At 71.7% G+C, this 11,172-nt stretch carries 14 protein-coding genes; 7 read left to right on the forward strand and 7 right to left on the reverse strand.

All coding sequences use genetic code 11. The annotated features are described in order from the left end of the window. On the reverse strand, positions 1 to 1,207 hold a 1,207-nt coding region (locus tag QZ483_RS09770; protein WP_297083434.1), incomplete at its 3' end, for a phosphoenolpyruvate carboxylase. 10 nt (positions 1,208 to 1,217) lie between these two features. Continuing rightward, the gene (locus QZ483_RS09775; RefSeq protein WP_297083436.1) at positions 1,218 to 1,997 is read right to left on the reverse strand and encodes a TIGR00282 family metallophosphoesterase; all 780 of its coding nucleotides are present in this window, start codon (positions 1,995 to 1,997) and stop codon (positions 1,218 to 1,220) included. Positions 1,998 to 2,104: 107 nt separating this feature from the next. On the opposite strand from QZ483_RS09775, the gene QZ483_RS09780 reads away from it, so the two are divergent. Continuing rightward, positions 2,105 to 2,572 carry an Lrp/AsnC family transcriptional regulator gene (locus tag QZ483_RS09780; RefSeq protein WP_297083438.1) on the forward strand — a complete coding sequence of 156 codons (468 nt, stop codon included), beginning with the start codon at positions 2,105 to 2,107 and terminating at the stop codon, positions 2,570 to 2,572. Positions 2,573 to 2,576: 4 nt separating this feature from the next. Then, the gene (eis, locus tag QZ483_RS09785; RefSeq protein ID WP_297083440.1) at positions 2,577 to 3,785 is read left to right on the forward strand and encodes an enhanced intracellular survival protein Eis; all 1,209 of its coding nucleotides are present in this window, start codon (positions 2,577 to 2,579) and stop codon (positions 3,783 to 3,785) included. Between the two features lie 16 nt (positions 3,786 to 3,801). Here the strand turns inward: eis and QZ483_RS13605 are convergent, their stop codons facing one another. Genes QZ483_RS13605 through infC form a run of 4 tightly spaced genes read right to left on the reverse strand, consistent with a single transcriptional unit; the run spans position 3,802 to position 6,563 of the window. Further along, entirely contained in the window at positions 3,802 to 5,265 is a 1,464-nt protein-coding gene (locus tag QZ483_RS13605) for a helicase C-terminal domain-containing protein (RefSeq protein WP_367117098.1), read from the reverse strand. Between the two features lie 11 nt (positions 5,266 to 5,276). After that, on the reverse strand, positions 5,277 to 5,657 hold the full coding sequence (gene rplT / locus QZ483_RS09800) for a 50S ribosomal protein L20 (RefSeq protein WP_297083443.1): 381 nt from the start codon (positions 5,655 to 5,657) through the stop codon (positions 5,277 to 5,279). A 31-nt stretch (positions 5,658 to 5,688) separates the two neighbouring features. After that, positions 5,689 to 5,883, reverse strand: coding sequence for a 50S ribosomal protein L35 (gene rpmI, locus QZ483_RS09805; RefSeq protein ID WP_297083445.1), 195 nt, complete (start codon positions 5,881 to 5,883; stop codon positions 5,689 to 5,691). Positions 5,884 to 5,930: 47 nt separating this feature from the next. Next, on the reverse strand, positions 5,931 to 6,563 hold the full coding sequence (gene infC / locus QZ483_RS09810) for a translation initiation factor IF-3 (RefSeq protein ID WP_297083463.1): 633 nt from the start codon (positions 6,561 to 6,563) through the stop codon (positions 5,931 to 5,933). Between the two features lie 225 nt (positions 6,564 to 6,788). Between infC and QZ483_RS09815 the strand changes: the two genes are divergently transcribed. The 5 genes from QZ483_RS09815 to QZ483_RS09835 all read left to right on the forward strand — a co-directional run bounded on the left by QZ483_RS09815 (position 6,789) and on the right by QZ483_RS09835 (position 10,296). Then, positions 6,789 to 7,160 carry a DUF1844 domain-containing protein gene (locus QZ483_RS09815; RefSeq protein ID WP_297083447.1) on the forward strand — a complete coding sequence of 124 codons (372 nt, stop codon included), beginning with the start codon at positions 6,789 to 6,791 and terminating at the stop codon, positions 7,158 to 7,160. Further along, a complete protein-coding gene (locus tag QZ483_RS09820; RefSeq protein ID WP_297083449.1) occupies positions 7,161 to 8,060 on the forward strand; it encodes a hypothetical protein in 900 nt (299 codons plus the stop codon). It abuts the gene before it with no gap. Continuing rightward, positions 8,057 to 8,791 carry a serine protease gene (locus tag QZ483_RS09825; protein WP_297083451.1) on the forward strand — a complete coding sequence of 245 codons (735 nt, stop codon included), beginning with the start codon at positions 8,057 to 8,059 and terminating at the stop codon, positions 8,789 to 8,791. The genes QZ483_RS09820 and QZ483_RS09825 overlap by 4 nt, the downstream gene beginning before the upstream one ends. Before the next feature lie 105 nt (positions 8,792 to 8,896). Next, entirely contained in the window at positions 8,897 to 9,574 is a 678-nt protein-coding gene (locus QZ483_RS09830; RefSeq protein WP_297083454.1) for a hypothetical protein, read from the forward strand. Then, positions 9,571 to 10,296, forward strand: coding sequence for a serine protease (locus tag QZ483_RS09835; RefSeq protein ID WP_297083456.1), 726 nt, complete (start codon positions 9,571 to 9,573; stop codon positions 10,294 to 10,296). Before QZ483_RS09830 ends, QZ483_RS09835 begins: the two co-directional genes overlap by 4 nt. 19 nt (positions 10,297 to 10,315) lie before the next feature. Here the strand turns inward: QZ483_RS09835 and QZ483_RS09840 are convergent, their stop codons facing one another. Continuing rightward, positions 10,316 to 11,044 (reverse strand): SseB family protein, encoded by a 729-nt coding sequence (locus tag QZ483_RS09840; RefSeq protein ID WP_297083458.1) that lies wholly within the window; start codon positions 11,042 to 11,044, stop codon positions 10,316 to 10,318. Positions 11,045 to 11,172 lie beyond the last annotated feature (128 nt).

The following is an 11,172-nucleotide window of genomic DNA, read 5'->3' on the forward strand; positions in this document are numbered from 1 at the left end:
CCCGCGCGGCCCGCCGCCCCTGCCCCCGTTCGAGCGTGTCGGCGAGGCGCTCGAGATCGCGCCGGAAACCGGCCGCTCCACCCGGGTAGCCGGGGACGGGATGCCCCTCGACCAGCCGCTCGCGCGTTCGGAGCAGAAAGCGGTGGACGTAGAACAGGCGCTGCCGGAACGGCTCTCCCGCAAAACGGTCGGGCGGTCCTTCGCGGTCCTGCAGCTCCGCGAGATCCTCGCGGAAGCCGTGGGTGAGGCTGACACGCTGCTCGCTCTGCGACAGGCGCTGGACCAGCAGGTCGACGTCCCGCACCGCGGCCTCGAGCGCCACGTCCGCCTGCAGGCGCACCGCCGCCTCGGTCACCTCCGGGGTCACGTTCGGATTGCCGTCGCGGTCGCCTCCGATCCAGGACCGGAGCCGGAGGACCGGAGCCAGCGGAGGCTCCTCCGCCGGTCCGTAGGCGGCGTCGAGCGCCGCCTCGAGGTCCTGCTGCAGCCGCGGCACGGCGTCGAGCAGCGAGCGCCGGTAGTAGTACAGCGCGCTCTTGACCTCGTCCAGAACCGACGGCTTGGCGTGCAGAAGCTCGCGCGTCTGCCACAGCACGGCGATCTCGGCGTGGATGCGCTCGTCGAGCTCGTGGCGCTTCTGCGGCGGCAGCTCGCGCTCGCGCAGCGCGCGCAGCGCTTCCGCGACGCGCTCGAGCTTGAGTCGCACGGTGTAGCGCTTGACCTCGGTCGGATGCGCCGTGAGCGTCGGGCCGACGTCCAGCGATTCGATCAAGCCACGCGCCTCGGCGCGGCTCCACCCCTGATCGCGCAGCTCGGCGACCGCGGCGGCGATCGACTCGGGCCGCGGGTCGGCGTCGCTGGCGTCGGCGTCGCGGACGCGGTTGACGCGCACGCGGTGGATCTCCTCCGCCAGGTTGATCAGCTGGAAGTAGACGGTGAAGGCACGCTGGAGCCGCTCGGCGGTCGGCAGGTCCAGCTGGGCCAGGAGCCGTTCGAGCTCGGACCGGGCCGACGCGGCGTCGTCGGCGTCGGCGTCGCGCATGCGCTTGGTGGTCCCGCGCACGCGCTCGACCAGATCGTAGAGGCGCGGTCCCTCGAGCTCACGCAGGACCGTACCGAGAGCGGTTCCGAGGTAGTCGACGTCGGCGCGGAGGCGGCCGAACGGGTCGTGGTCGCGGTCCGGGCGTGCGCCTGCGTCCATCGGCATGGCCGGCATCCTACCGTGGCTCCTCGTCGCCCTCCTCCGTCCATTGGATGCGTCGGATGGCGCGGGCGCGCGTCCCGTCCAGCTCGATCTCGGCCGCGCAGACCGTGGCACGCCCCTGAGCGGGCCGCCAGCGCGGCGACGGCTTGCGCGTGAAGCGGGCGTGCACCTCGTCGTAGCGCATTCCGATCGACGAGGCCTGGACCCCGCTCATGCCCACGTCGGTGAGGTAGGCCGTGCCGCGCTGGATCGTCTCGTCGGCGGTCTGGACGTGGGTGTGCGTCCCGATGGCGGCCGCGGCACGGCCCGCCAGGTGCCAGCCGAGGACCTTCTTCTCGCTGGTGGCTTCGGCGTGCACGTCGACGATCAACGGGTGCTCGTCGCCGAGCGCTTCGACGAGGTCGTCGAGCGCGCGGAACGGATCGTCCATCGGCTCGAGGAAGATGCGGCCGAGCACCTGCGCGACGGTGACGCGCCCGGCCGGCAGGTCCAGGGTGACGGCCCCCAATCCCGGCGTGCCCGGCGGGTAGTTGAGCGGTCGGATGAGGTGCCGGGTCTCCTCGAGCAGTTCCGCCGTTTCCGGCTGGTCGAAGCTGTGGTTGCCGAGCGTGACCACGTCGGCCCCCGCGTCGCGCAGCTGCTGGAAGTGCTTGCGCGCGAGGCCGAAGCCTCCGGTCGCGTTCTCGCCGTTGACGACGATCAGATCGAAGCGGTCGCGCACCTCCCTGAGGTACGCGCGCGTGGCCCGCAGACCGGGCGTGCCGAAGACGTCGCCGACGAAGAGCACTCGCACGAGCGGCAGCCTACCGCGGCCGTCCGGCGGGAACGGCGCGTTCGCCGCGAAGGACGCGACCGTCTGCGGGGCCGTCGGCTCGGCGGCCCGGTGGTAGCGTCGTCGTCATGGAACGCTTCGACGCGATCGATCGCCGCATCCTCGCCATTCTCCGCGAGAACGGGCGCGCGTCGCACGCGCACGTCGCGAAGCGGGTGGGCCTCTCGGCCCCCGCCGTCGGCGAGCGGATTCGCAAGCTCGAGCAGGCGGGCGTGGTCCTCGGCTACCGCGCCGTGCTGGCCCCGGAGGCGTTGGGGCTGCGCATCTGCGCCTTCGTCGCCCTGGCGCCGCGGCCGGGAACGGTGGTCTCGGACCTGGTGGAGCGGTTGCTGGCCCTGCCCGAGATCGAGGAGCTCCACTCGGTGGCCGGCACCTACAGCTACTTCGCCAAGGTGCGCGTCGCCAGTCCCGAAGACCTCGACGAGTTCCTCGACCGCCTGATGATGATGGAGGGCGTGGAGCGGACCGAGACGACGATGGTCCTGCGGACCAGTGCCGAGCGAGCCCTGCCCCTGCCGTTCGCGGCCGAGCCCTGAGCCCGTGAGCTCCGACCCGATCGTGCGTGCGCTGCGCGACGACGAAGTGGGAGCGTGGCTGCGCGTCCGCAACGCGGCCTTCGGTTCCGCGGCCGACCCGGGAGATCCCGAGGTCGCGAAGGCCGTCGCCTGGCGCGTACCGTACATCCGCGTCGTGGAGGCCGAGGGACGCTTGGCCGCCGCCGCCACCTGGTACCCCTACCCCGCCTGGATCGGCGGCGCGCTCGTTCCTACCGGTGCGCTGGCCTCGGTGGCGACCGCGCCCGAAGCGCGCCGTCGGGGGCACGTGCGGGCGCTTCTCCGAGCCGGGTTCGAGGAGCTGCACGAGGCGGGCGTCGGCTGGTCGGGCGAGCACCCCTTCGATCCGCGCTTCTACGATGCGTTCGGCTACCGTCGGGTGCCGTCGTCGGTCGTGCTGGAGCTTCCCTTCGACCGCCTGCCCGGACGGGCGCGGGACGTCGACGCGGTGCCGGTCGCGCCGGACGATCCGGACCTTCGCGCGATCCGGCGCGCCTTCGCTTCGCGCCGCTCGTTCACGCTGGACCGGGACACGCCCGAAGGGCTCGGCGCGCACGCGGACGGCATGCCGGCTCGCTGGCGCGACCTGTTCGAGGCGCCGAGCGCCACGGCTTCACCGGTCCACGCCTACCGCTGCGAGGGCGGCTACGCGATCGTCGCGACGGAAGGCTTCGGGACCGACGGGGTCCTGCACGTCGTGGACGCCGCCTGGACCGATCCGGCAGGCCGGGCGCGCGTGCTGGCCCTGCTGACCGCATGGGACGGACAGACCGGTCGCGTGCGGCTGGAGCTCCCGACCGACGACCCGCTCGCCCGCCGCGACGCGGACGAGCGATCCCGACCGCGCACGCCGCTGCAGATGCGGATCGTCGACGTGAAGGCCGCGCTCACGCCCTTGCGCGCGCCCGAGCCGGCCGCGGGCACGCTGATCCTCGAGCTGCGGGACGCGTCGGCCCCGTGGAACGATGGACGCTGGCGCGTCACGGTCGCCCCGGACGGGTGCACCGTGGATCCCACGCGGGAGACGCCCGACGTGACGCTGGACGTCGGCGCGTTGGTCGCGCTGCTGGCCGGCACGACGCCCGCGGCGTTGATCGCCTCCGGCGAGGCCGAGGGCAGCGCCGGCGCGATGCACCGCCTCCACGCCCTGACCCTCGATCATCCGCCCTTCCTGGGGCTCGCCGACCACTTCTAGGGCGGCGGGTCGCGGACTACGTCGGCGCGTCGGTCGCCTCGTCGGGGACGACCGCTTCGAGGAACCACTCCGGAAGGCGTCCCGCCTGCTGCCGGAGGAAGCTCGGAAATCCGGCGTCGAGCAGGTAGGTGACGGCCGCGTCGTCGGCGCTTCGAACCGACCGGCCGTACGCCTGCACCACCGTCAGGCACGCGCGCCACGCGTACCAGGCCGGATCCCGCGCCCGTCGCGCCGCCACCTGCGGGTCGCCCAGGTAGGGCCACGGCACCTTGCAGATCGCCTGCCAGCGGGACGCGTCCATGGCCAGGTCGATGCCCTCGGTCATGCTCGGCGTCAGCAGCACCGTGGGGCCGGGGTCGCTCAGGTGCGCGCGCAAGGCCGCGTCGCGGCCGCTGGCGTCGTCGTGCGTTCGCAGCCGTCCGCGCAGATCGCTCGGAACGGCGGCCTCGATCGCCCGCGCGATCCGGTAGCTGTGGGCGTGCACGACGCCCTTCTCGTCGGGGTGGCGACGCATCAGGTCGACCACCGCCGCGGTCAGCTTGGGCAGGTCGCGATCGAGGTGGTGCCGGGTCAGACGGGCGACCGGCCGCAGCCGGATCGGGCGACGCTCGGGTGGGAAGGTCGAGGGCGCGCGAACGACGGCGACCTCGTCCGGATCCAGCCCCAGCGCCGCCAGGTAGGTGGGGGGATCGAGGATGGTGGCCGACATGAGCAGCACGCGCTCGCCGAAGCGGAACAGCAGCGGCTCAGCGAAGGCGGCGACATCCACGGGGCGGAACGCCAGGGTGCGCCCGGCTTCGTCCCGACCGCTCTCGACGACCCAATCCGCCTCGCCGGCATCGGCGCTCTCGGCCAACAGCGCCAGGCCGGCCATGGCGCCGTCCAGCCAACGCTTGGCGCGCAGCGCCTCGACCGCGTCCGCGAGAGGCGCGCGCACGATCGGCAGGTGGAACAGGCTGCCCGCGGTGGACCGCACCACCTTGGGGTTGGTGATGTCGACGGACTCCCCGGCGAGCACCACGGCATCGGCACCCGCCGCATCGGCCACCCGGATCGCGGTGCCCGCGTTGCCCGGGTCGCGCACGTTGCTCAGCACGGCGACCAGCCGCGGAGCAGCCGCGACCACGTCGTCCAGCGAGTCTCCGTGGGTGTCGACGACCGCCAAGATGCCCTGCGCATCGGCGCTCATGGCCCTGAGCACGTCCTCCGTGCCCAGGTGCACCCACAGCCCTGCCGCGAGCGCATCGGCGACCACCGCACGATGCCTGCCCAGCGCATCGGCCGTCAGATAGATGTCGCGCACGCGCGCGGGCGCGTACGCGACCGCCTCGCGCACGCCCTGCGGTCCCTCGACCAGGAACTGGCCGGCCCGGGAGCGCGCAGAACGCCCCGCCAGTCCCGCGACCTTCTTGACCCTCTCGGCCCGAGGATTCTCGAGCGTGAGGGTGAGGTCGTCAGGTCCGGCGGGGCGTCCCGTCATGCCTGTGGCGCTTACGCGGCCGGGGCGTTCACGTCCTCGGGGAGCGCCTTCTTGGCGGTCTCCACGAGGGCGGCGAATGCGGCCGGGTCGTTCACCGCGAGCTCGGCGAGCATGCGGCGGTCCACCTCGATCTCAGCGGCCTTGAGGCCCTGGATGAAGCGGTTGTAGGTGATGCCGTTCGCGCGGGCCGCAGCGTTGATGCGCTGGATCCAGAGCTTGCGGAAGTCACCCTTGCGCTTGCGACGGTCGTTGTAGCTGTAGACCATCGAGTGGGTGACCTGCTCCTTCGCCTTGCGGTAAAGGCGCGAGCGCTGGCCACGGTAGCCGTGGGCCCGCTCGAGGGTGCTGCGGCGCTTCTTCTGGGCGTTGACCGCCCGCTTGACGCGTGCCATGTTTCTTACTCCTTGTTACTCGTCGCGGGACTTACTTGCCCAGCAGCTTCTTGACCTTCTTGGAGTCCGCGTCGGACAGGATCGCGTCCTGAGCCACGCGGCGCTTGCGCGACGAGGTCTTCTCCTCGAACTTGTGCACGTTCATGGCGTGCGAGTGCTTCACCTTGCCGGTGCCGGTGAGCTTGAAGCGCTTCTTGGCGCCCGAGTGGGTCTTGTTCTTCGGCATGACTGCCCTTCCTTGAATCTGCGCGTCCCGGTGGGGACTCGCCGGTCTTAAGCGGGCTCTTCGCCCGACGTCTGCTTGGCCGTCTTGGCAGCGGCACGCTCGGCGCGCTCGGCCTTGCCGGCCGCCTTGCGCTCCTCGCGAGCCTTGCGCTGCTCTTCCTTGGCCTCCGCCTTCTTCTTGAGCGGGCCGAGCACGAGGGACATGTTGCGACCCTCCTGAGACGGCATGTTCTCGACCACGCCGTACTCCTGCAGCTCGTCCGCCAGCTTCAGCAGCAGGCGGCGGCCCATCTCCGGTCGCGACTGCTCGCGGCCGCGGAACATGATCGTGACCTTGACCTTGTCGCCGCCCTTGAGGAAGCGGATGACGTGGCCCTTCTTGGTCTCGTAGTCGTGCTCGTCGATCTTGAGACGGAAGCGCATCTCCTTGATCTCGGTGTTGGCCTGGTTGCGCCGTGCCTCGCGCGCCTTGACCGCCGCCTCGTACTTGAACTTTCCGTAGTCCATGAGCTTGACGACGGGCGGACGCGAGTTGGGCGCCACCTCGACCAGATCGAGATCCGCTTCCTGCGCCAGACGGGTCGCGTCCTCGATGCGGACGATTCCCACCTGCTCTCCGTTGGGTCCGACCAGGCGGACCTCCGGGACGCGGATGCGCTCGTTGATGCGGGGCTCGTTGATGAGTGGCTCCTTCTCGTCGTCTGTCTGTGACGCCGGGCAAGGAAAAAGGCCCCTGCCCGAACACGAGCAGAGGCCACCGGGTCCACGGCTCCGCGTGCACCCGAGAGTGCGGCACGAGGCCGTGACCGAACCCTGGCCCATCTGTTTGGTCCTAGGGTGGGAGGTGGACTCCACTTGCGCGCCAGGGAACGGATCCCCGGCCGGTCAATCAGCAAGGATACCACGATGACCACGACACCACCCGAAGGCGGCGCAGATCCGCTCCAGGACGCCTCCGCCGCAGCAGCCCGCGACATCGCCGATGTCAACGCGGTGGAACTTATCACCACCGTAAGCGTTCATCTGTTGAGCGCCGCCGCGCTCAGGTGCGGGCTGTCCGATGAAGGCGAGGAGCACCAGGACCTCGACGAGGCCCGGACGCTCATCGAGTCCCTCGCGGGACTGATCACGGCCGCCGCACCCGATCTCGGCGACACTCATGCACGCGCGCTTCGCGACGGACTGCGAAGCGTACAGTTGGCATTCCGAGAGGCATCGGTGGTGCCGGACGCCCCCGGCGAGGGGCCCGGAGAGAAGTACACGGGGGCAGTCAGTTAAATGACGAGGAACACCGAATCGACCGACGAGCGCATCGACACCGCGCCCGTCGACGATGAGGTGTCTCCGGCCACCGAGGACGGTTCGGCCGATGCGGTCGAGACCGACGTGTCCGAGTCGCCAGACGACGTGACGACCGAGGAGGTCTCCCCCTCCGCCGCGAGCGCCGCCGACCTCGACGACGGCACCCCTGAATCCGACGCGGACCCCGAGTCCGACGCCTCCGAGGCCGACGAGGTCGACGAGATCGCCTCGGCGACGCCCGAAGCCTCCGTGGCCGCCGCATCGGCCGTCGCCACCGCCGGCCCCACCACCGAGGACGGCAGCCCTCACCGCCGTCGCCGCAGCGACCCTCCGCCCGAGGCTCCTGTGGCGGCGCCCCGCAGGCGCGGGCGCGCGGGATGGATCGCCGCGTCGATCGTGCTGTTCCTGCTGCTCGGTGCCGCGGTCGCTCTCGACGTGCACCTGTGGCGCACCACGGACCAATGGGAGGCCCGCGCCGACGAACTCACCGAGGCCAACTACGCGCTGGGCGAGGAGCTGTCGAGCGAGCAGTCGACGACCATGCAGCTCGAGTCCGAGATCGACCTGCTGAGCCAGCAGCTCGCGACGTCGAACCAGAAGGTGGTCGACCTGAGCGCGGAGAAGGCCAGCGCCAACGACGCCTCCGCGTTCGCGAATCAGCAGATCGACCAGCTCGAGGGATACCTCAGCCAGTCCACGGCGGTCGCGAGCGCGATGCAGCGCTGCATCGACGGGCACGAGCAGCTCGCCGAGTATCTCGCCGAGCCCGACAACTACGAGCCCGAGCAGCTCTCGGAGTACGCCAGCGGCGTCACCCAGCTCTGCGAGGCCGCGAAGGACAGCAACGAGGCGCTGCGCGCGGAGCTGGCCGGATGAGGCGCATCGCCGCGCTGACGGCGGTGGCCGCCGTGGCGCTCGCCGGGTGCTCGGCCATCCCCGACGGACCCGAGGCGATGCCCAGCGACTGGGTGCCGGCGCCCACCGCGACCCCGGTCGCGCAGAACGTGGGCCTGTCCCCCGACGGCTTCACGGCGGCGCAGCGCATGACGGTGCGCGTGCGCAACATCGGCTGCGGGTTCGTCAAGACGGGCACCGGGTTCGCGCTCGACGCGTTCACGCTCGTGACCAACCGCCACGTCATCGAGGACTCGGGCGACATCCAGGTCTCCACGCATGACGGCCGCGTGATCGAGGCGACCGCGGCCTCCACCACGACCGTCGCGGACATCGCGATCGTCACCACGACCGAGTCGCTCGGCGGCGCCTTCGCGGCGCGCGCCCAGGAGGATCCGCAGGAGGGCGACGTCATCACGGTCGTGGGCTACCCCAACGGCGGCAAGCTCACGACGGTCAGCGGCGTGGTGCTCGGGGAGACCGACGACCCGATCAACGTCGACGGCGCGATCGACACCGTGCTCGCGACGACGGCGCAGGTGGAGCCGGGGTCCTCGGGCTCGCCGGTCCTGAACGACGAGGGCCAGGTCGTGGGCGTCGTGTACGCGAAGAACGACTACAACAGCTTCATCGTGCCGGTGTCGATGCTCAACACGCTCATCGCGCAGCCCTCGCTGCTGGTGCCCGAGCCCATCGACTGCGCCACCAGCTGACCCTCGCGGGTGCGGGTGTCCGCGAAGCCGTGCGCGCCGGACGGCCCGGACGGTCCCGACCGCTACAGTGGCGGCCACGGACCGCCGAGCTGAGGAGGACGTGCCGTGACCGAGCAGCCACCAGGCTCGCAGAACCCACCCGTGCCCGAGCAGCCCGAGGCTCCGTACGTGCCGCGGGTGCCGGCGCCCGCCGCCGAGCCTGCCGGCGCATCGGCGCCCCTTGCTGCGCCCGTGCCGGCCGGCGCATCGGCCCTCGCTGCCGCGCCCGCGCCAGCCGCCGCATCGGCCCCTCTCCCTCCCCCCGCGCCCAGGCGCCGCGGACGGACCATCGTGCGAGTCCTCGGGTGGACCGCGCTGGCCTCGGGCGTGCTCGCGCTCGCGGGGCTGAGCGCGTACCTGTGGGTCACGCATGAGGCGTGGGTGGACCAGAACGAGGAGCTGCGCGCGGAGTCGGCCGAGCTGGGCGAGCAGCTGGCCGTGGCCCGCGCCGAGGCGGACGCCGCGGAGGCCTCGCTGGCGGAGACCGAGTCTCAGCTGGACGAGGCGACCAGCACCATCTCGACGCTCGCGAACCAGGACGCGCATGCGACGGAGGACCTGGTCTTCGCGAGCGACGTCATCGAGCAGCTGATCGCGTGCGCGGACGAGCGCGCGGAGCACATCGGCTACCTGAACCAGGCGTGGCGCTACACGACCGCGAGCCTGCGCGCGGTCGAGGCGGAGATCGACGAGTTCTGCGCCGCCGTCGAGGAGACGTGGACCGACTACCAGGACGCCCAGTGAGGCTGCGCCTCCTCGCCGCCGCCGTGTCGACCCTGAGCCTGGCGGCGTGCGCGACGCTTCCCGAGGCCCCACCGCCGCTGCCGGCGACCTTCATCCCCGAGGTGACGCTGCCCTCCGCGGAGCCCGAGATGCCCCGGGGATCGGACGGCTTCACCGTGGTCGAGCACATCGCGATGCGGGTCTCCGTGGTGACGTGCACGTCGTACGGGAGCGGGTCGGCCTGGGTGCTCGACGAGAACACGGTGGTCACCAACCGCCACGTGGTCGAGGGCGCCATGGAGATCGAGCTCACCAGCTACGACGGCCGCCACTACACGGGCACCACCTCGGTGCTGGACTCGACCGCCGACCTCGCTCTCGTGCACATCGACGGCACGTTCCCGGAGGTGGCGACCATCGCCGACGAGGGGCCCGTGTCCGCGGAGGAGCTCTACATCGTGGGCTATCCCGAGGGCGACCGGCTCACGACCACGATCGGGCGCTACCAGCGGGTCGTGGAGGAGACCCTGGAGCCGGGCAGCGACGACGTCGACTTTCTCGCCGCGGTGACGAAGGAGGGCAACTCGGGCTCCCCGGTCGCCAACGTCGACGGCGAGGTCCTGGGCGTGCTCTACGCCTCGAACGGCGGGGGCGAGAGCTTCGCCGTCACGCTCGATTCGGTGCAGGACTTCCTCGCCGACGAGTCGACGCACGAGCCCAACGTCGCCGAGTGCGACTGGTAGTCGGCGCGCGCCCGCTTCCCTACGGCGCTGTCGCGAGCTTGAGCTCGAGCGTGTCCACCCGCTGAGCCACGACGTCCGAGTGCGCGAGCTCGCGCTGGACCCGCTCGATGATGGCGTCCAGCTCGGGCTGGGTCAGCCCCGGGGCGAGCGTCAGCACGATGGTGACCTCCGCGTTGCCCCCCGCGCGCGCATCCACGCCCCGCAGTGCGTCGTCGAGGCTCACCGCGGAGCTCACGGCCTCGCGCACATCCTCCGACACCCAGCCGTCCACCACGGCCGGGCTCCAGTCCTGCCCCTGCCCCACGGCCCACACCGCCGGGCGCGGGATCAGGACGGTCTCCATGCCCGGGTTGAGGACCAGGCTGGACCAGCCCTCCGCGATCGCGGCGAGCGCGGCGCGCGGTCCCTCCGCCGGGATGGGCCTGGCCTCGGCGTTCCACGCCTTCATGGCGTCGACGTCGGTGAAGATCGGCAGCGCGGCACGCCCGTCGGGCATCTGGACGGCGACCACGCCGGTAGACGCAACCTGGTCCTTCTCGACGCCGTGCTCGCCCATGATGCGGCGCTCGCCGTTGGCCAGCACCGGGATCAGGACGCGCGCGTAGGCGAGCGCGTCGACCACGTCCGCGAGGGGGGTCTTGGCGTGCGAGTAGCGGATGAGCGCCTGCGCGAGGCGCGCGTCAGCGCTGCCGTCGTCGTCGGAGAAGATCGACTCGGGGATCTCCTTCGAGGGCTCGCTGTCGCTCATGCTCTCGATGCTACGGCGTCACCTGGGGTGAGGTCTCCCGCATGTGACGCGTCTCGCATCGGCCCTCCCCTCCCGAGCGAAATGGGCCCGAATCGCTCGTCTAAGCGCATAGGCGAGCGCGAATCGAC

Source organism: uncultured Demequina sp. (assembly GCF_913055775.1).
Taxonomy (GTDB): Bacteria; Actinomycetota; Actinomycetes; order Actinomycetales; family Demequinaceae; genus Demequina.

What these genes read in the sequence shown, in the direction of transcription:
- QZ483_RS09780 (WP_297083438.1), top strand. Translation starts at nt 2,105, where the DNA reads ATGGAACGCTTCGACGCGATCGATCGCCGCATCCTCGCCATTCTCCGC.
- QZ483_RS09825 (WP_297083451.1), top strand. Translation starts at nt 8,057, where the DNA reads ATGAGGCGCATCGCCGCGCTGACGGCGGTGGCCGCCGTGGCGCTCGCC.
- rplT (WP_297083443.1), bottom strand. Translation starts at nt 5,657, where the DNA reads ATGGCACGCGTCAAGCGGGCGGTCAACGCCCAGAAGAAGCGCCGCAGC.
- QZ483_RS09815 (WP_297083447.1), top strand. Translation starts at nt 6,789, where the DNA reads ATGACCACGACACCACCCGAAGGCGGCGCAGATCCGCTCCAGGACGCC.
- rpmI (WP_297083445.1), bottom strand. Translation starts at nt 5,883, where the DNA reads ATGCCGAAGAACAAGACCCACTCGGGCGCCAAGAAGCGCTTCAAGCTC.
- QZ483_RS09840 (WP_297083458.1), bottom strand. Translation starts at nt 11,044, where the DNA reads ATGAGCGACAGCGAGCCCTCGAAGGAGATCCCCGAGTCGATCTTCTCC.
- QZ483_RS09820 (WP_297083449.1), top strand. Translation starts at nt 7,161, where the DNA reads ATGACGAGGAACACCGAATCGACCGACGAGCGCATCGACACCGCGCCC.
- QZ483_RS13605 (WP_367117098.1), bottom strand. Translation starts at nt 5,265, where the DNA reads ATGACGGGACGCCCCGCCGGACCTGACGACCTCACCCTCACGCTCGAG.